The 19,051-nt window shown below is 60.2% G+C and carries 18 protein-coding genes; 4 read left to right on the top strand and 14 right to left on the bottom strand.

The window, feature by feature from the left end:
* Window positions 1-57: 57 nt before the first annotated feature.
* Window positions 58-525, top strand: coding sequence for a hypothetical protein (locus tag ACQY7R_RS00515; RefSeq protein WP_428303645.1), 468 nt, complete (start codon window positions 58-60; stop codon window positions 523-525).
* Window positions 526-536: 11 nt separating this feature from the next.
* Here the strand turns inward: ACQY7R_RS00515 and ACQY7R_RS00510 are convergent, their stop codons facing one another.
* On the bottom strand, window positions 537-980 hold the full coding sequence (locus tag ACQY7R_RS00510) for a hypothetical protein (RefSeq protein WP_428303644.1): 444 nt from the start codon (window positions 978-980) through the stop codon (window positions 537-539).
* Between the two features lie 48 nt (window positions 981-1,028).
* Window positions 1,029-1,697, bottom strand: coding sequence for a hypothetical protein (locus ACQY7R_RS00505; RefSeq protein ID WP_428303643.1), 669 nt, complete (start codon window positions 1,695-1,697; stop codon window positions 1,029-1,031).
* A 724-nt stretch (window positions 1,698-2,421) separates the two neighbouring features.
* On the opposite strand from ACQY7R_RS00505, the gene ACQY7R_RS00500 reads away from it, so the two are divergent.
* The gene (locus ACQY7R_RS00500) at window positions 2,422-2,631 is read left to right on the top strand and encodes a hypothetical protein (RefSeq protein WP_428303642.1); all 210 of its coding nucleotides are present in this window, start codon (window positions 2,422-2,424) and stop codon (window positions 2,629-2,631) included.
* Between the two features lie 110 nt (window positions 2,632-2,741).
* A complete protein-coding gene (locus tag ACQY7R_RS00495; RefSeq protein ID WP_428303641.1) occupies window positions 2,742-2,972 on the top strand; it encodes a hypothetical protein in 231 nt (76 codons plus the stop codon).
* A gap of 101 nt (window positions 2,973-3,073) precedes the next feature.
* Here ACQY7R_RS00495 and ACQY7R_RS00490 read toward each other — a convergent pair whose 3' ends face one another.
* The 4 genes from ACQY7R_RS00490 to ACQY7R_RS00475 form a co-directional block, all read right to left on the bottom strand.
* The gene (locus ACQY7R_RS00490) at window positions 3,074-3,493 is read right to left on the bottom strand and encodes a hypothetical protein (protein ID WP_428303640.1); all 420 of its coding nucleotides are present in this window, start codon (window positions 3,491-3,493) and stop codon (window positions 3,074-3,076) included.
* A 537-nt stretch (window positions 3,494-4,030) separates the two neighbouring features.
* A complete protein-coding gene (locus tag ACQY7R_RS00485; RefSeq protein ID WP_428303639.1) occupies window positions 4,031-4,774 on the bottom strand; it encodes a hypothetical protein in 744 nt (247 codons plus the stop codon).
* 63 nt (window positions 4,775-4,837) lie between these two features.
* Window positions 4,838-5,770 (bottom strand): hypothetical protein, encoded by a 933-nt coding sequence (locus tag ACQY7R_RS00480; RefSeq protein WP_428303638.1) that lies wholly within the window; start codon window positions 5,768-5,770, stop codon window positions 4,838-4,840.
* Window positions 5,771-5,944: 174 nt separating this feature from the next.
* On the bottom strand, window positions 5,945-8,008 hold the full coding sequence (locus ACQY7R_RS00475) for an alpha-galactosidase (protein WP_428303637.1): 2,064 nt from the start codon (window positions 8,006-8,008) through the stop codon (window positions 5,945-5,947).
* A 451-nt stretch (window positions 8,009-8,459) separates the two neighbouring features.
* Here ACQY7R_RS00475 and ACQY7R_RS00470 point away from each other — a divergent pair, with 451 nt between their 5' ends.
* Window positions 8,460-10,226, top strand: coding sequence for a nucleoside monophosphate kinase (locus ACQY7R_RS00470; RefSeq protein ID WP_428303636.1), 1,767 nt, complete (start codon window positions 8,460-8,462; stop codon window positions 10,224-10,226).
* Window positions 10,227-10,354: 128 nt separating this feature from the next.
* Here ACQY7R_RS00470 and ACQY7R_RS00465 read toward each other — a convergent pair whose 3' ends face one another.
* The 8 genes from ACQY7R_RS00465 to ACQY7R_RS00430 all read right to left on the bottom strand — a co-directional run bounded on the left by ACQY7R_RS00465 (window position 10,355) and on the right by ACQY7R_RS00430 (window position 18,966).
* Window positions 10,355-11,290 (bottom strand): SMP-30/gluconolactonase/LRE family protein, encoded by a 936-nt coding sequence (locus ACQY7R_RS00465; protein WP_428303635.1) that lies wholly within the window; start codon window positions 11,288-11,290, stop codon window positions 10,355-10,357.
* 123 nt (window positions 11,291-11,413) lie between these two features.
* Window positions 11,414-12,202 (bottom strand): SDR family NAD(P)-dependent oxidoreductase, encoded by a 789-nt coding sequence (locus tag ACQY7R_RS00460; protein ID WP_428303634.1) that lies wholly within the window; start codon window positions 12,200-12,202, stop codon window positions 11,414-11,416.
* A gap of 80 nt (window positions 12,203-12,282) precedes the next feature.
* Window positions 12,283-13,356, bottom strand: a complete 1,074-nt coding sequence (locus ACQY7R_RS00455; protein ID WP_428303633.1) for a TauD/TfdA family dioxygenase — start codon at window positions 13,354-13,356, stop codon at window positions 12,283-12,285.
* Between the two features lie 207 nt (window positions 13,357-13,563).
* Complete coding sequence (locus ACQY7R_RS00450) at window positions 13,564-14,622, bottom strand: ABC transporter permease (protein WP_428303632.1); 1,059 nt, start codon at window positions 14,620-14,622, stop codon at window positions 13,564-13,566.
* The gene (locus ACQY7R_RS00445) at window positions 14,622-15,392 is read right to left on the bottom strand and encodes an ATP-binding cassette domain-containing protein (protein WP_428303631.1); all 771 of its coding nucleotides are present in this window, start codon (window positions 15,390-15,392) and stop codon (window positions 14,622-14,624) included. Before ACQY7R_RS00445 ends, ACQY7R_RS00450 begins: the two co-directional genes overlap by 1 nt.
* A 35-nt stretch (window positions 15,393-15,427) precedes the next feature.
* The gene (locus ACQY7R_RS00440) at window positions 15,428-16,483 is read right to left on the bottom strand and encodes a sugar ABC transporter substrate-binding protein (RefSeq protein ID WP_428303630.1); all 1,056 of its coding nucleotides are present in this window, start codon (window positions 16,481-16,483) and stop codon (window positions 15,428-15,430) included.
* A gap of 93 nt (window positions 16,484-16,576) precedes the next feature.
* Window positions 16,577-17,686 carry an NAD(P)-dependent oxidoreductase gene (locus ACQY7R_RS00435; protein WP_428303629.1) on the bottom strand — a complete coding sequence of 370 codons (1,110 nt, stop codon included), beginning with the start codon at window positions 17,684-17,686 and terminating at the stop codon, window positions 16,577-16,579.
* Window positions 17,687-17,694: 8 nt separating this feature from the next.
* Window positions 17,695-18,966, bottom strand: coding sequence for a mandelate racemase/muconate lactonizing enzyme family protein (locus ACQY7R_RS00430; protein ID WP_428303628.1), 1,272 nt, complete (start codon window positions 18,964-18,966; stop codon window positions 17,695-17,697).
* Between the last annotated feature and the right edge of the window lie 85 nt (window positions 18,967-19,051).

The following is a 19,051-nucleotide window of genomic DNA, read 5'->3' as shown; positions in this document are numbered from 1 at the left end:
GCTCGCCGCCGGTTGCGATCCGCTACATCAAATAAGTTACGCCAAGTCGCACTGTAAATGAGCCAACAGCTCAAAGCACCGCCCACCAAGCCGCCTCGATCATTAAGTCGGGGTGAGAGAGTTGGCATCAGATTCTTCGATGTGCTGATGGGATGGATCGCCGTTTCCTCGTACGCGAATCTGGCGTTTGGCGTCTCTTCGTTCTTTCACGATACCAACATCGCGGGTATTACAACGCCGCAGCAGCGTTGGCAGTGGGTGGCGCTGCGACTCACGATGACGATCGTAGGGTTTGCTTACATGCTGTGGAGGCAAAAGTGGCGTTGCAGCCTTTCAGACATCTTACTGGCGATGACGTATTGGTGCATCCTCTTCGTACTCGCGCGCACATCTGGCGAGAATCCGAATACTGTGTGGGTCATAGCATTTGGTTGCCTCGCGGCGATGTCGTTCGCCTATGTTTTGCTGTGGGCCTTCACATTGGACGGTGTAAAGGGAGAGCAGCGAGTTGTGGGCGAGCAATAGAGCTTCACTCACTACAACGCCACCACCATCCCGAGCAACGCGGCGACGACGCTCATTCCCACCAATGCCGAACGCAGCGTGAACTGGCGAACGATGCGAATCGCCGCGACGGCGGCGAGTGCGAAGACGAGCGCGGGATACCAAAGAGGGAAATAAAATCCGCTACCAACAGGGCCAAACATTTTGCGTTTGTCCATGTAACGCTTAAGCGATTGAAGCCGGTCGTCGCTCCCTTCCGGCAGTCGCTCCCAGTGGTGATAGGGTAGCTTTGATCTTGCGTACGTTACGATGCAGCGACCGTCGAATGCTTCGAGCATTTGAGCCGGTGATGCAGTGAAGTAGCTGGGCCCAATAAATCGCACGTTCGCGGTGTAGCTCCGCCACCACAACCCCAAGCAGCCCACGCTCGCCGCAAGGCAAATCGCCGCCAAGGCGTAGCGGATGGATTTAAGCATTTAGGGGCCGTTGATCGCTGCGCAGGGGGTCGGTTAGCAACTTATGAGTTACTGCCAAGTTACCGGCACCGGCGGCACAACGATTGTCCCCATCCACGTAGATTGGTCGTCGGTTTTCTTGCCAGAGATGCTCACCCGAAGCAGTTGGCTTCCCAAGTCTTGCTCGTTTAAGTACCACGCGCCGCTATCGGTTGCGATCATCGCTGCGACTGCAACTTTCGGAACGCCGTAACTGGTACAGCGCATGGTAAAGCGCATGTAACTATCAATTGGCAGTGATACCGTACCGGGATCGCTGTACGCCCCGCTACGTTCGGTGGCTCGCTTGCACGATGAAGGTTTACCCTTTTTATCAAGCAACTCGAACGTTACGTTCTCGCTACCGCAACGGAGCTTGATTGGGTTAGCCAAATCAGACGCATTCCGCAGCTCCAAGTAGGGCACCAGCATTCGCGTGCCATTTACTCGATCAGTTTCAGCCAGCGAAAGTCTTGCCTGTATTCCCCCACTCACTTCAGACCACTTGCCTACCGAAGTCTCATTGCCGATCGGCTCAATCGGCTTGGTGACGGGAGTAACCCAAAGCATGTCACTGTGATCAGGCGTCTCTTTGTTCGGCGGTGTATACGCTTCCCCCACCGCTTCGCGGCTCCAATCGACGCCGGACGCGGCCCAACCAGCAACGACGCCAACGAGTAACAGCCAGAAGGGTTTCATGGGGAGACTCCGGGGATGAGAGGACTTGGCGGGAAGGAATTATAGCGGATTTAGTTGCTCGATTGGATGTTAGAAGGCGGTACACAAGCCCCACCGAGTTTATTCTCTTACTGAAATCACAGTCGCTGCGCTGACGCAATTAACAAACCTGTCGCCGGTCGATTCAAGACGCTAACGCAGAGTATGTGCTGGCGAACTCTCGCGCAGCGACGCCGACGTCTTAGCAACCACAGCTCTCACCCACGCCATTTCCGTCGGGCGTGCAAGCCGCGGGACCTCGTCTCGATCAGTCGGGCACTCCACCGGTCGCGCTGCGAACGTCATCTTTCCGAGCAGTTACGCATTTTCCTCGTCGAAGCTCGTCCATCAATCGACTTCGCAACTTGCGATTCCGCTGCTGCGGTTAACGCTCCTTCGCTGGGTAACGCGTCCGCCGTGCGCGGGCGTCTCGAATCGAGGCTCGCTTCCTGAGCGCGCCTTAATTTGCATTGCCCGCGACATATTGCGTTCACCCGCAAATACCGCCGCTTCGACCGCGGAAATACGCAGTATCTAATTCGAGACATTGGTCTATTCTTACTGCGTCACTCTTGCGAGCATCGCGTGCAGTCCCGCCACGCGATCGTCTCCGCCGGCTACCGGTCGACTCCCGCCGTAGGGCGTCTGTGAGCCTGGCCGGCAGAGCCTGGGTCGTCCACACTCTCCCCAATTTGCTTCGAAGCCTATGCCTTCGTATACGCGGTTGCCAAACGTCTTCGCTTGGGAAGACGGCGGGCAGTGGTACTACGTCCAAGATCGCACCGCCGCCCCGCCAGCTGCCGTAGAGGTTCGCTGTTTCAATGACGGAACCGCGAACGTGCTCGCCATTAACAAGGGCACCAGCGGCGCCTTCGTCCGCGATGCGTTGCCGTGGTCGGGCGCCAGTCGACAATGAGCGGTAAACCGCAATGAGATCGAGCTTGATCGCAATCGCTAGCCGCCTCGCCGCGGTTTATACTTCAGACGCAAGCTACATTCCTGCAACTATTGCGAGAGGCAGTCGCGATGGGTTCGTCTGTACTGAGCGAGAGAACATCCGGGCCGTACACAACTGAAGTGGACGGCCGGCTAATAAAATGCGAGTCGCTAGCCGACGCGCTAGCGCTGAAGGTCGCAGAGCTAACCGCCACGGCGGGAAACCTTGGGCCCTGCGAGAATCTGCGGCCTCAAGAATTGATCGCGGTCGCGCGAAAGTATGGCTACGACGCCATTGCGGACGAAATCGAGCGGCTGTAACGCCGCCGTTTCCAGCAACGCGGTTCCGCCCAATGATGGCGGAGGCGCTCACCATCTGGCGACCTAAAGAGCTGCTCCGATCGCGTACGCCCGCCACATCGTCAGTAGTCGACGCGGCACACAAAGTCTCCGGCGATGGCGAAGCCGTTGCCCAATCGCGAGCAGCGAATCGGACGCAGAATTACCGGCGGAATGTTTAGAAATCCGTCCGCGAACTCTACCGCGTAAAGCGCCGCCTCGGTCGCCTTCGGATAGAGCAGCGACATGCCGCCGGTGCTGATATCGATCGAGTAGGCGATTTGTGGAGGACTCGTGACGCAAAACTTTTCGTTGAGCGTCACGACGTTAAGCGGAACCGCCACTGCGTATCGCTGTGATTGGCGCAATTCGTGCGACGGCAGTTCGACGCTTTTCGTGCAGTTGCGCAACTGCTTAATGTCCTCATCGCTGAGATGCGACGGCGAAACGTCGGCGCGCGGTGCGACGGAATTGTAGATCGTGCGGAAGTCGGACCGGCGCACGCCGCCGTGAAATTCAGACCCGTCTCGCCGCTGCGGGCTCGCTAACAATACTGAGCCGCAGCGAAGGCATTGCCACGGCGCCGCCGCAAGATGACGCGTTGGCTTCACCAACGACACAGGCGCTCCGCATGAGCACCGCTCGATGGTCGAATTACGCGAATGTACTGGCTGGCCCGATAAGTGTGAATACGGCATCCCAAACCCCCACGTGAACACGCAACGGCAACGCAACATGTGCGAAACCATAGTTCATGGATGTGGTGGCTGAACCATCCGTTTTGCAGTTATCCGCAAGCGAGCTCAGAGATTTAAGTCCTCCAGCCCGCATATCCCATCCCCCTACGCAGGCGACCTCGTTAGGGCGACGCGCTCGCATGCCGACAGGCCGAATGCGAATCGCCGGCCCATCCGCGCGCGTCGAAATCATGACCGCCCATGAGCTTCGCCATCGGGAAATGAACGGCAGAGACGGCGTCCCCATCGCTTGTGCGCGGAGGACGCCGCCTCTAAAGGTCTAGCTCTGCGTGGGCACGATGCTTAGCGGCTGCGGCGCCGCAGAAGCCCGATCGCCATCAGGGCAGACCCGGCTAGCGTCGCACACGCTGGCTCCGGCACCGACGAGACTGCTCCGCCGATGCGTTCGATGTAACCATAGGCGCCGGTGAGGTCGAACCCGTGGCCATTGCCGCCGTCGCCGACGGCGAGATCGATCGTGCCGCCCGCGGCCAGGGGAATCGGGGAAGCGGGAACGAAGGTCGGGCCAGCGCCGAGCACCTCGCCCACGCGGATAGCGTTCACCGCTCCGCTGTAGCTATTGGCTCCGTTGACCAGCACGTGCACGTCGGTTGAAGGGGCCACAATGGAGTTATTACCCGTAAAGCTCACGTTGAACGTGTAGTTGCCGGCAGTAGGCGCCGTGAAACGCAGTACGCCATAGACGCCGCCCGCGCCGGGATGGATGGTCAACGAATCGGCCGGCCGACCTCCGCCATAGGCGTCTTCAGCGAAGTTGTCGCGAAGATTGAATTCGAGATTGGCGCCCGGGCCTTCATCGATCCACTGCACGAAGACCAGATCGTCGAACCGTCTAGTGAACACCGACTTACGCATGGGGACGAACGGAGCGCTGAGCGACGCCTTCGACCCGTAGGTCCAGGGCCCGGCGGTGCTCGGGTTCTTGATGCGGTCGACGCCGTCGACCCAGTTGTAAATGACAGCGTACGCCGACTGCGAACCGAGAGTCGCACAGGCAACGAGCGCGAGCAGGAAGCAGCGAATCATGGGAATCCCTCGAAGTCAGGAATTTTGATTGAATGGATGAGGCAACAAGGAACCTACCTCGACTCAAGCATTGACCGCCCGGCGGCGCGTCCGCACGGCGACTAGCGACGAGCACGCCATGACGGCCAGCACCGCACACCCCGGCTCAGGCACGGCTGCTGCGGCGGCGAGGGCGGGCGTCTGGCCAAACGTACGCTGCCAGAGCAAGAAGTCCTTACCGTCGATGACGCCGTCAGCGTTGCCATCGGCATTCGGCGCCGGCGGAATTGGCGTCGCATGATACTGCGACTTCCACACCGCCAGATCGTCTTTATCGACGTCGCCGTCGCCGTCATAGTCGCCTTTCGGTTGCGAGGCGCTGGCAATGAAGCCCGCGATGCCGGTGAGATCGGACGCATAGCCGTTGCCCCCCGCGCCCACCGCGATGTCAATCGTACCCCCGGCCGCGAGCTGAATCGGTGCGGGAGTGACGAAATGCTGCCCTACGCCTAGCGTCTCGCCGACGCGCGTGCTGTAGACCATACCGCTGAACTGAGTAACTCCGTTGACCAAAATGATGGCGTCGCTGGTCGTCCCAGCACTGCTATTGCCCGTAAAGTTAACGTCGAAAGTGTAAAAATCGGCGGCGGGCGCTGTGAACCGTAAAACGGCATACTCGGCGCTGCTGCCGGGGTGCAACGTCGCCGAGCGGGGAGCCCGCGCCCCGCCATACGGGTCGTAAACCCAGTTGTTTGTCATGTTGAATTCGAGATTGGCGGCCGACACGTCGTTGACCCATTGGACCTGGACGTATTGGCCGTCGTAAGTCGTTACCGTCGAGGTCTCGGCCGCCTCAAATGGCGAGCCGATCGCAAAGAAAGTGCCGTAGCTCCACGGACCGTTTTGGCTGGGATTGCTATCCCCGACTCCAGCGACCCAGTCGTAGACGGTCGCTTGAGCACTGCGACAGGAGGTCGCGATGAGCACGGCGACAACGAGACATGTGATGCGAGACATCTATGGCTCCCCGATAAGGATCTGTGAGGAGTGCGTCTGAGCACCGCGCCGCGAAATCCGCGGCGCGGTATTCAGCGTCAGACGCACGTACGATGAGATTAAACAGGCTGGTGCGAGAAGACCTTTTGGCGACGCGATCGTCTTTTCGACGCCATCGAGAGGTGCTACCCGCCACTACTTCTTGGTGAGGAAATAAAGTCCGGCGCTCCGCTTTTCAGCGAGCTTCAGGTTCAATCCTTGGTCCATCAATTTAGCGCCCGACTCGGTCCAGGCGTCGCCGCCGCTAAGCGGCTCGATCTGGTACTCGGCTGCCGGATCAAGACCTTGGAGCTTCAGCGATTTTTCAGGTTCCTCGTTGTCTTGACGACGGAAGGCCTGAACAACCGATTCGCCCTTCTCAGGGTTGTTAAATTGCCAAGCAATCCATTCGTTCGTAGCGAGGCTGTGCGGCGTCAAGGGATAAAAATCGCTCGAGTAGAGCGGGGAGATCTTCTTGAATTCGCCGACTAAACGACGCAGCGAATCGTAATCGAGAGTTTTGTCCCGCAGGTCCCAGCAGGCGGTGAAGCTCGGCGCGATGTGACTGCGGAAGTCGTAGCCGCTAACGCCATCGCCGGTATTTAGGCCAATGGCGCTCTTGCCGACTAGAGTTCCCGTACCGTGATAGGGAATCCACAGCGAAATTCCGTAGGTGTGACCTTGCTGACCAGTCGGTTCGAACAAGAAGTCGCTACGGAGCAACGGCACGCTGCGACGCATCGATTCGAGATCCATCCGTCGACCGCCGCTCGCGCAGTTGTCGATGCGGACGTTCGGATGGGCCGCAAGAATCCCGTCCCAGTAGGCGAGGTAGCCTTCAATATAGTGATTCTCGGCAATACCTTGCCGATCCTCGGCCTCGCCATTCCGCCAGAACATCAGCGGATCGACGTTGAAGTCTTGCCGATAGAGATCGATGCCTTGGCTATCGATCAAATCATTGACGTGAGCCGTGAGCCAATCGAGAGCTTCTTTGTTGCCCAAGTCCAGAAGGCGCCACCGCTCGTCGTAGGCTTGATTGCCCGGATTCGGCGGCGGAGTGAGCAGCCACTGCGGGCGTTCGTTGTAAAGCCACGAGTTCGGTGCAACGCGCTCCGGCTCGAACCAGACGATCGATTTCACGCCCTTCTCATGACCGTGATCAGTGATGGCGCGCAGGCCGTTCGGAAAGCGATTTTTGTCGACTTCCCAGGTGCCAGTCGTCACCCAGGTGCCGTCATTCGGGTACCAGCCGGCGTCCATCCACCAGTAGTCGAGCGGAAACTTCTCTTCGAGGTAACGGTCGATGAATTGCTTTTGATTCTCTTCATTGGCGTTGAGCATTTCGTTGAACTGGTGCGAGCTGCACGCGACCATCTGCGCGGGCGGAAGCTTGCCTTCCGGACGCGGCAGATTGTGCGCAACCACCCAGCGGCGCCAAATGTTCTGACCGCGAATCCAATCGCCATCGTAGGATTGGACGACGATCAGCGGCGTGCGGGCCGATTCGTTCGGGTGCAGCTTGAAGTGAGCCGCCTCTTGGCCGCCGCGGACGACGAGCTCTCCAGCTTCGTTCCGCTGCATATTCAGATTCCATTGGCCAGGCCAGCCCATGACCACGATGAGCCCTTGCTTGCCCCAATTGACGTTGAAGTAGGGCCAATCGCCGTTAGTACCCCGTCCGCCGGCGGAGGCAAACTTCTTGTCCGTGCCCACGCCGAGAGCCGTTTGATACGGCTCGAAGTCGTTGGGAACGGCCGTCGAACCCTTCTGATGATGCAGCATCGCCTTCGCATCAAGCGGAATCGCCTGAGTCAGATCGATTGCCTGAATTTCAGAGAGAATCGGGCTATCTTCCTTGCCGACGTTCGTGAAGCGAACGGTCCATTCGACGCTGGGATAGTCCTTATATTCAACGACGACGACTTGCGTCTCGAGCCCCGTCTGGGCGTCGTTCCATTTCAGCGTGCGGCGAACGGCATAGTCGCCAAGGTTCTCGCTGCTCACAGTCGGCTTCGAGCGAGCGAGCACGGTGGCCGAACTTTCATCGCCCAGCTTGAAACTGAACGGCAGCTTCGCAACGTCGCCGCCAAAATGATCGCCGGCCCAGCGAGTCGAAGCCGCGAGCTCCCCCTCGGCCAAAAAAGAAGCAGTGTCGGCGAGCGTGACGCTCGACATCCAGCCGATGGCCAGAAACATCACTAGAGCAAACGATTTCATGATTTCAGTTCTCTGGGCGAACAGGGAGCTATCTACAAATGAGTTGGCGCTAACGCGATCCCGCCTCCTAGATAAGCGACGTTTCGACGTTGACGCCTACTGGGAGACGCATTTCTCGAGGCATCAGTCGTGCACTGGAAGGCGCTTCGACTTTCGACGACGCGAGTCTGGGAAGAGGAGCGATTCGTTGAGGAAAAGAAAAAACGATTGAACCGCACGGGGGCGGCGACGAGTAAGCGAGCAACAGGAATTATATTACAATTAAATACGCAGCGGAAGAGGGCGAAATCTAGAAATTTAGAAGATGACGTCGCCCGAATAAATTCAACGCCGATTGACGCCGAGCGGCTTGATAATTATCTTACAATTCAGTTAATTGTAATACAATTACCAGCTCGGTTCGCTGTACAGGGAAAACCCGCAGCCCGGCCTCTACTCTCACTGATTACCGATGAGCCTAATCACCGCCGTTCGCGAAGCTTCGCCCATCAGCCGGAGCATCGCTCCAACGCTCCCACCAGTCTCCCGCGTTCACCTCGACCTGCTGCAATTCGACTTCCTGCGGGCTACGGAACTCGCGGCGCTCAGTTGCTCACGGTGGATTGGGCGTGGCGAAAAGAACGCCGCCGACGCGGCCGCCGTGGACGCGATTCGCGCGGTCTTCGACGGCATGGAGATGCGCGGCGAGATTATCATCGGCGAAGGAATTAAAGATGACGCTCCCGGATTGTTCCAAGGCGAGAAGGTTGGCAAGTGGGGCCACGGGACCCCTCGCGTCGACATCGCCATCGACCCGCTCGACGGAACAACGAATCTCAGCAAGGGGCTTCCCAACGCCATTAGTTGCATCGCCGCCGCGATTCGACACGACGAAAATATTCCGGCCCTGCAACTCGTCCCATCGTTCTACATGAGAAAGCTGGCTTACCCGGCCGCCATGGAAACCGCCTGCCGGAACGACCCTTCGTTGCGGCCTGACATCGATGCTCCTTTCAGCGAGGTGATCGCTCAGACGGCGCGAGCGCTCAAGAAAAAGCCGCACGAAGTCGTTGTGATGTGCTTGGATCGTCCCCGCAATCAAGCAATTATCGAAGGGGCGCGTGAGGCAGGGGCGACGCTGCGCCTGATCGCCGATGGCGACATTTTGGCGGCCCTGGCTCCTGCTGTCGCCTCTTCAGGAATCGACCTGTATGCAGGCATCGGCGGCGGTCCCGAAGCGGTGCTTGCCGCCGTCGGACTACGCTGCCTTGGCGGGGAAATGCTGGGCCGGATGTGGACGCGCGATCCCGCCGAGCTCGCCGAATTGCAGGCAGACGGCTGGGGTGAACGCCTTCACCGCGTCTATCACGCTGAAGATTTGGCGCGGGGGCACGATATGCTGTTCGTGGCCAGCGGGATCAGCGATTCGAGCTTGCTGCGGGGGATTTGCCGCGACGGCGCCAACGCAACGACGCACTCAGTTTTGATGCGTCCGCAAGCGCCCGCCGTCCGCTACGTGCAATCGGCTCATCATGAAACGCCGGCGACCACGACTGGAACTTCCGTCGCCGAGCAACGTCGCTTTGATCGACCGGCCGTGTGCGCAACCAACGGCAAAAGGTCGCCCCTCAGAGAGACCTCCGATGCTCGCGGCGCCGCCTTCACAGGAATCGTGCTCGTCGGCGCCCCAGGCTCCGGCAAAGGAACCATCGGCAAAATCCTCAATCGAATTGACGGGTTCGCCCACATTTCGAGCGGCGACGTCATCCGGCAATCGATGGCGGAGAAGCTGCTCGACGTCGACGGTCAAACGACGTTAGCGCAGGGAGGATTCATCTGCGATGCACAGCTGTGGCGATTATTCGACTCGCATCTGGCAAGCTTGCTGCAACACGATAAGACCTTCGGCTACTCGAAGCAGTTGGTGCTAGACGGCGTGCCGCGCACGCGAGCGCAAGTCGACGAACTGGCTAAGCGCGTCGATGTTCGAGCCATCCTCTACTTCGAATGCAACAATCTGGACGTTCTGCGCGAACGCCTCTCACACCGGTCGTTGGTGGAAGGACGCATCGATGACGGCGTTCAAGAAGTGATGCAAAACCGCTTCCGACTCTTCGAAGAAGAAACGGCTCCGTTGCTCGAAGCCTACCCGGCGAGCATGGTGCATCGCATCGACGCAACCCTGCGGCCGGCGCATGTGCTGGCCGACGTGCTCGCTCAGATCAATCGACTGGGCTAGCGAGAATCGAAGACGGTTGCCCTATCCCTAGCCCCGGGCTCCGCCCGGGGGTCGGTTAGCATCACGCGCGACAACGTCTACCGGAATGGAAAACCACCCCCGTGCAGAGCCCGGGGCTCGAGGTCCACTTACTTCGCGCCTGCCGTCTGGAGCTTGATCGCGAAGAGCGAGCTCGAAGCGCCGATGAACATCGTCTGCTTGTCCGACATACCGAACGAAAGATTCCCGACGGCTTCAGGCGTCAAAATCTTGCCCAGCATTTCGCCCGCCGGGTTGAAGATTTGGACGCCATCGCCGGCCCCAACGTACACGTTGCCGTCGACGTCGCAACGGAAACCGTCCGGCACCCAAGGATTGATATCGGCGAACAGTCGCGGATTCGAGAGCGTACGGCCGTCGGCCTGCACGTCGAACGCCATCAACCGGTGAGGGCGGAACGCGCCGTGCGTCATGCCGGTATCGCCGATATACAGGATTCTCTCGTCTGGCGAGAAGCAGATACCGTTCGGCTTGTCGAAGTCTTCGCTGGCGACAGTGACTTCCAGCGTATCGGGCGCTACGCGGTAGACGCGGTTGCGGTGCTGTTCCGGCGGTTGGCAGTGGCCGAATTCGGCGACCAGCCAACCGTAATCGGGGTCGGTGAACCAAATAGATCCGTCACCCTTCACCACAACGTCATTGGGCGACGTTAGCTTTTTGCCGTCGTAGGAATCGGCGAGCACTGTCTGCGAACCATCGTGCTCGAACCGCACGACCGAGCGTGCGCGGGTGAGGCAGGAGATGACTCGCCCCTCTGCATCCACCGCATTGCCGTTGGCCGTCTGCGCCGGTTGGCGATAGACGGTCAGGCCTTCGCGCTCCGTCCACTTCATCACGCGATCGTTCAAAAAATCGCTGACGACCAAAAACTGTCCCTGCTCGACCCAGCAGACGCCTTCAGAGAACTTGAAATCGTTCGAAAGCAACTCCAGCTGCGGGTTGGAGCCGAGAATGCGACGGAACTCGTCGCTGTAGATCTCGAACGGCGCTGAAGTCGCGGAGACGGCGAGAGTCGATGCAGACATAATCGGTGCTTCTTGCTGATTAGACTTGTGAAGGAGAGCGACGAGTAGCGGATCGCTGCCACTGAGTATGCCAGAACTGCGACTCTCACTCGTCGAGAGCGCACTGCCGGGTTCGCAGTAACCTCAGAAATCCCTGAAAAACCCGCCCGCGGTCCAGCCGCCGTCGACGGCCAATATCTGGCCGGTGATGTAGCCGCTTTCGGGAGCGCAGAAGAAGAGCACGGCGTGAGCCATCTCGTCGCAACTCCCTGGCCGACCAAGCGGAACATGGCTGAGCAGCCGGTCCGCCCGCTCGCGTTCGCTGGCGTTCTCGCCGTAGTAAAGTCCCTTCGTACCTTCAGTCAGCGTCGAACCGGGCGCCACGCAATTCACCAAGATATTTTGCGGGCCCAATTCGATCGCGGTTCCCTTGGTCATGTGCACCAGCCCGCCCTTGGCGGCGATGAACGCGCACTGGAGGCGAACCGGCACGATGCCCAGAGACGACGCGATGTTAACGATGCGCCCGCCAGTTCCCTGGCCGATCATCACGTTGCTCACCGCCTGCGTCACCAAGTAGGTGCCCGTCAGGTCGACGTCGACGATTCGCTGCCATTCCTCAAGCGGGAACTTGTCGATGTTGACGCGGTGCTTGGCCGTATTGACGCCGGCGTTATTGATGAGGATGTCGATGCCGCCAAGTTGTTTGACGACGTCGGCGACGCCGTGATCGATGGATTCCTTCTTCGTGATATCCATCGTCACGGCAATCGCGCCGTCAACTTTCGAAGCGGTTTGCTTGGCAAGTTCGCCGTTGACGTCAGTGAAAGCGACTCGCGCGCCGTTGGCCGCAAGAGTCTTCGCAATCGCTTCTCCGATACCTTGCGCGGCGCCCGTCACGAGGGCGCGTTTGCCTTCCAATGCCACTTTCATGTCGTCATGCTTTCCCGGATGAGATAATTGGCCTCCGCACACCGTGCGGAGGCCAGCGAACCTGACAAGTGATCCTCTTTCTAACCGCGATCGTCGGCCGCAAGCGCGGCGAGAATCTTGCGGGGCGGGGAGTACGGCTGCCGACCGTGCGAAACAAGCTTATTGTCGCAGATGAGCAAGTCGCCTGCCTTCCAATCGAACATGGTCATCGTCTTGTCGATCGTTTGGCGAATCGTTTCCAAGTCGCTCACCATGATCTCCGATCCATCGGCGTGCGTCGAGTGATAGAAGAACCGTTTTGACAACTCGGGACGCCGACGATTGGCCTCATCGACCTGCTCGGGAGTCGTGCCGAGGAAGTCGCCCTTCCACGGTGCGTATTCCTTATGCAACAGGTGAGCCTGGTTGAACCAGATCTTCTCGCCGGTCACGCGGTGCGACTTGGTTGTGGGCGAAGGCTTTTGATAGACGCGAACGCCGCCGTCGTCGGTCCATTCGATGCGCCAGCCCCGCTTCTCGGCGAAGGCCTCGGCTTCTTTCTTATCGGAAGTTCCGAACATCGTGGGCCAAGTCACTTCGTGGCCAGCTTCCTTCGTGAACGGCAGTTGGCGAGTAAGGATAAGCCCCTTGGCTTCGAAGCGCTCGACGAGATCTTTCGGCAGCCGCTCCAGGACGACCCGCATATCGCAGATCGGCGTTTGACCAGCGCCGCCTGGTTCGATTTCGCAGAAGAACGCAACCTTATCCGGAGTCGGATCGGGGAAGCTGGCGGAAGGCTCGAGATAGCTCATTTCCTGATGGAGACCAATCGTCATCTGGGCCGGGGCATCGGTCGACGAGACGATCTTGCCGCTGACGGCACTGCGAGGCGTGGTGCCGCCGGCGTAGTCAAGCAGCGTGTGCGAGACCGTCTTCATGACCGCTTCGAAGTCTTCAGCCCCAGTGAGCGACTTGAATCCACGGAACAGGATGGCTCCGTGCTTCTGGAGCTTCGTCTCAAACTCTTGCCGATTTGCAGCGATCCAATGCAGCAGTTCTTCGCGCGATACGTTCGCCTTCTCCGGCTTGGCTTCGATCACCAACGGAAGAGGGGTGCCGCTGAACGTCTTGAAGGTCGCCAGTTCGCTGACTGGCACTGGCTTCTCACTGATCATGATTGCCTCGGTTAATTGAAAATGTCGTCGCACAGAGTTGCGTCGGAATGCCGCGAGAGAAGATGTTTCCGCGCGTGACGCAGAGTGCGAATAGGCCGCCGAATCTAATTGTATTACAATTAAAAATGGGTGCAAGCGAAGAATTTGGGACTTTTTACAGAGTTTTCAATGAAATTGGTTTGAAAGCAGGCTGGCTGCCCGCGCTCCTCAGGTTCGCTCCCGCATGGCGAGTTTCTTGCGGAAACGCTCGCGCGCTTCATGTGAGAATTGGTCGATAGCGACGGCGCCGATTAGCGCGGCGCCTTTGACGACTTCGGCATATTCCGGGTTAATCCCCAGTGCGACGATCCCGCTGTTGATAACGCCTAGGAGTGCCACCGCCAACATGACGCCGGGAATATTTCCCTCGCCTCCCGTAAACGCGACGCCGCCGAGAATGACGGCCGTGATCACATCCAACTCCATTCCCTCGCCAAACGCGGGGCTAGCGGAGCCGAATCTGCTTGCGGCCAAGACGCCGGCGATGCCGACAATCAGCCCGTTCGCCAGAAAGACGCCAAGAGTCACGCGGCGAACGCGAATGCCAACCGCTTCACACGCGGCGCGGTTCCCGCCGAGCGCCAGCGTGTACCGGCCAATCGTCGTGCGCGACAGAACCAAGTGAGCCACAACGGCCAGCAGCAAGAGCAACCAAATGGGCGACGGCACGCCGAGCGGCCGAAGTTGCCCGAGCGTTGCAAACTCTTTCGGCACGGCGCGGACCGAGTAGCCGCCCGTTAGCAATAGGACGGCGCCCCGAATAATCGACATGCTCCCCAGGGTAATGATCAGCGGCGAGAGTTTAATGCGCCAGGTAAGCACGCCGTTGATCCAGCCGACGGCGCCGCCAAGCGCGACGCCGGCGATCATCGCCGGCACGGGGCCGATCGTTCGAGCGAGCATCGCGGAAGTGACGCCTACGAGCGCAAAGAGCGAACCAATCGATAGGTCGATGCCGCCGCTGATGACCAGGTAGGCCGTACCGATGGCCGCAATCCCGACGAACGACATCTGCATCGCGACGACAATCAGATTGTCGCGACTCAGGTACTGTGGCCGGAGCGAGCCGAGAACTCCCAGCGCAATGAGCAGCGCGGCCGCTAATCCGAGGTTGCGGACATGGGGACGCATCGCGTCGCGCCAGTTAAAGCGCGACGCGGCGTCCGACGCAAGCGAAGCGTCGACCGCAGGCGCGGCGTTCGAGTTGGCGCCGGGATTCGCGTTCATCAGTTGGCCGCTCCCGCCAGCAGTCCGGTCATGGCGGCCACGACGACGTCACGCCGCGCGTCGCGCGTCAACTCATTTAGAACGAGGCGCCCCTGGCGGAGTGCAACGATGCGGTCGGAAACGCTGAACACGTCGTCCAAGTTGTGGCTGATGAGCAGCGCCGCCACGCCGCGATCGGCGACGCCGCGAATTAACTTCAGCGTTGCGTCGGTCTGCCGCGCCCCGAGCGCCGCCGTCGGCTCGTCGAACATCACGAGCTTCGGCGAGGATGCCATCGCGCGGGCGATGGCAATCGCCTGGCGCTGACCGCCGGAAAGCTGCCGCACCGGCGCCGCCAGATCGGTGACTGTGGCGCCGACTTCGGCGAGCCGCGCGGCAGCGATTTGCCTGGCGCGTCGCTGGTCGATGAATTTCAGCGGCCCCCACCGGCGGACGAGCGGTTCCTGCCCGAGCGTAATATTCGCCGCGGCGCCGAGGTTATCGCACAGCAACAAATGTTGATGGACCGTTTCGACGCCTAGCGATCGCGCCCGGCGCGGCGTCAAGTCGTCGATGCACTGGTCGCCGAACCACAGCTCGCCTTGATCTGGCTGCTGAAAGCCGGCAAAGATCCTCACCAGTGTGCTCTTCCCGGCGCCGTTATCGCCCACGAGTGCCACGACCTCGCCAGCATGCAGGTCGAGCGTCACGCTATCCAATGCTTTCACGCCGCCGAAGAACTTGCTGACGGCCTGACAGCGAACGAGCGGAGTTGAGCGATTCGATTGCATGCGTTGAGATTAGGACGCCGCGCTGAGGATAACGGTTACGCCTGCGGAGATTCCAGCGGCACGTCGCTGTAGGTGAGGATCGTCGTGTCAGCAAAGTATTGCTGATTCTCGGCCGCCTGCGGATCTTCGCACATGCGACGGACGTCGGCGATGTTCGCGGAGGTTGCGAGCCGACCGATTTGGGTGCGCGTCGGTTTGATCGCCTCGCCGCGTAGAGCACTCAAGATGTCCCGCATCGCGGCCGTGGCGCTGTAGGGAAAGAGGTAGCTCCACGTCGCCTGGTAGATTCCGCCCTCGCCGATCTTCTCCAGCACCATGTCCGTGCCGTCGCAACTAGCCACGAGGAATTCATCAGGATTGCTTTTGCCCGCTTCCGACGCCGCGGTGTAGCAACCGAACCCGGGATCGTCGGCGTGCGCGAGAATCGCGCACAGATTGGGATGGGCCTGCAGCATGTTCGCCGCTCCGCTGGCGCCCAGTTCGATCGAGTGCCCGTGAACTTCGGCGACGATCTTGGCGGCGGGGCAACCTTCGATCAACCCGTCCTTCATCCCTTGCGCGCGGAGCTCAAGCAGCGGATCGGCCGAGTTTCCCAGCACGCCGACTTCGCCCTGACCGCCACGCTTTTCGTTGATCCACTTCGCGGCGAGCAACCCAACTTGCCGGCCGCTCTCGTGCTGATCGAGCACAATGTTCTGCGTCGCCCCGGTCGCGGGCGACGCCCCGTGGCTGACCATGACGATCCCCGCCGCCACGCCGCGGGCGACGATCTCGTCCAACCCGACGGAGGGCGGCGCCAAGAAGAAGATGGCGTCGTACCCTTGGCTGATGAACGACTCCATATCTTGGAGTTGCTTCATCGGGTCGTTCTCGCCGTCGACGACGACAAACTCGACGCCAGGGGCCGATCGCTCCGCTTCACGCCGCATTTCGGCGTACAAATCGTTGAGGATCTCAACGCGATGCGGGCTAGCCACGCCGATACGCTTACCGGCAAGCGAACCGCTCGCTGCGTTCTCGGCCGCCGGTTTCGAGCAGCCCTGCGCTGATCCGATGAGCAGCCCGCCGGAGGCGACGGCAGTCCATCTCAAGAATTCTCGCCGGGGCAGGGGGGCGTGCAACGGCCGCTGGTCAGTCGTGTGTTGCCTTGACTGGAATGCCATCGGCTGCCTCCTCCGCAGTTGCTACACAGCGAGCGCTTCCCGTTGATTGGCCGCGAAGCGCGCTAGCTTTTCTTGGAATCCCCGCCGCTCCAGGACATCGCGATTTACGACGTTCGCCGGAATCTTGCCTTGCGATGCGGCGAGAATGCCTTGCGACATCACTTCCATCGTCTGCCGCGCTGCTTGCCGCGTCGATGGCAGCCAATGCGGCGTGAGAATGACATTGTCGAGCGCGTTGAGCGGATGCTCAACCGGCAACGGTTCGTGCTCGAAGACGTCGAGTCCGGCCCCAGCGATCTTGCCCTCTTGCAGCAGCGACACCAGCTCCGGCTCGTCGACGAGCTCGCCGCGGGCCACATTCACAAAGTACGCTGTCGGCTTCATCGCACGGAGATGCTGCCGCTTGATCATCCCCCGCTTGTCGTCCGTCAGCCGCGCATGCAGGCTCACGAAGTCCGAAGTAGCGAAGAGCTCCTCCAGACTACTGACCAGCTTGACGCCGTACTGAGCAGCTTCAGCGGGGTCGGCGCTGGGCGAGTAGGCGATCGTGTGCATGCGGAACGGTTGCACCAAGTTCAGCAATTCGTAGGCGCTCTTGCCCAGCCCCACGATGCCGAGCGTCTTGCCCGGAAGATCGTCGCCCATCATCACCGGCTGCAGATCCCAGCGTCCGTCGCGGACCATCCGTTGGTGCTGCGGCAGTTTTTTCGCCAGCGCTAGCATCAGCAGAAACGCCGAAGACGCCGTGGCGTGGGTGAGCGTGTCGGGCGCGTTGAACACTGCCACGTCGGCGGCCGTGCAGGCTGCCATGCTGATTTTGTCGCACCCGGCGCCGGCGCGGCCGATGACGACCAAATTGTCGCTACCCTGCGCGAACGCCGATTCTTTCACCCACGGCCGAAAGATGACGATGCCGTTGGCCGCGCGCACATGCTCGGGCTTGATCGCCATCGAGTAAATGTTCGACCAATATTGGTCGTCTCCGCGCTGCTCCTGTTGATCGCGGAGAAAATCCTGCGAAATCCAAGGAGCAGATTCGTACAGATCGAGTGCGATATCGCCGCTGTTGACGGTGACTCCGCCATCGACGTCGAGGTAGTCGCCAGTGTAAAGAACGCGAAATTCGGGCATACCGCTGCTTACCACCGTTTGAGTGTGTCTATGGTCGTCGCTTCCCAGACCGCATCCGGTCGCGACATGAAATCGTCGCGGAGTTGCGTCCCCAGGCCCGGCTTGCCGTCGAGGAACAAGTGGCCTTCGACGACCTTGATTTTGTCAGTCACGACTTCGTTGTACCAACCATCGATGTAGCCGCGCACGGTTTCCATCGTCATTGCGTTGGGAATGTGCAGCATGAGGTGCGCGGCAGTCCAGAGCCCGACTGGGCCGATCGTGTCGTGCGACGTCACTGGCAGGAAATAGGTATCCGCCAAGCTGCAAATCTTCCGCCCCTCGGTGAATCCGCCGCACCACGAGAAGTCGGGCATGATGATGTCGGCGGCGTGCTTTTCGACCCACGGACGCATGTGGTAACGAGTGAAAACGCGCTCGCTCTGGCAGATCGGGATGCTCGTTTCCGTCTTCAGCCGGACGTAGGCGTCGACGTTGTCAGGCGGCATGATCTCTTCCAGCCACATGATATCGAGCGGTTCGAGCGCCTTCGCAATCCGCGTCGCGGCGGGCAGGTCCCAGCGGGCGTGACCTTCGATGGCGATCTCCATCCGGTCGCCGACGGCGCGGCGGATATCTTCGACAATCGCACAGCCGCGACGGATTTCTTCGTTGCTGATCGAATGACCGAGCGTGCCTGCGGCCGTCTTGCCGCCCCACATCACCACCGGTTCTTTCGGCCGCGTTGGGCCGGCGAGCGTCGGTCCGAACTGGTCGAACGGCCAGATCTTCATCGCCCGCACGCCCTGCGCGAGGAGCGACTCGGCGACCTCGCCCGCACGGCCTTCCATGATGTCGTCAAGGTCGCGGTTGTTGCCCGAGCTAACGCAGGTGTTGTAAACCTGAATTCGATCGCGGTTTCTGCCGCCGAGCAGATTGTAGATCGGCTGGCCGAGATGCTGGCCGGCAAGATCCCACAGCGCGAAGTCGATCGCGGAGAGGGCCCGCATTTCCGCGCCGGCGTAGCCGCAGAAATTGGCGAGCGAGAAGCAGTTGTTCCAGTGATTCTCGATGTCGAGCGCATCACGGCCCAACAACAGCGGCGCGTAGATATCGTGAATGATGGCCGACAGGGCGCGCGGCGTGTAATAGGTCTCGCCGAGGCCGACAAGCCCGTCGTCGGTGTGAATGCGAACCCAGAGGTTGTTGGGCATCGCCTGCCGGGCGACCTTGTTCTCCGCTTGCCAGGCGTCGGACGACTGCGCATCGAAACGAAGTGTTTCGATTTTTACGATCTTCATTACTACAAATTTCCAGACTTGCTGATTGGCTGTCGCAACGATGGCGAAAGAGGCCAACGTTGCCTACCGCCGGCGCCTTCAAAAT

This window comes from Lacipirellula sp., from assembly GCF_965279485.1.
Classification (GTDB): domain Bacteria; phylum Planctomycetota; class Planctomycetia; order Pirellulales; family Lacipirellulaceae; genus Lacipirellula.
Note: the sequence above shows the minus strand (reverse complement) of the source record. Positions and strands in the feature narration are given on the sequence as shown.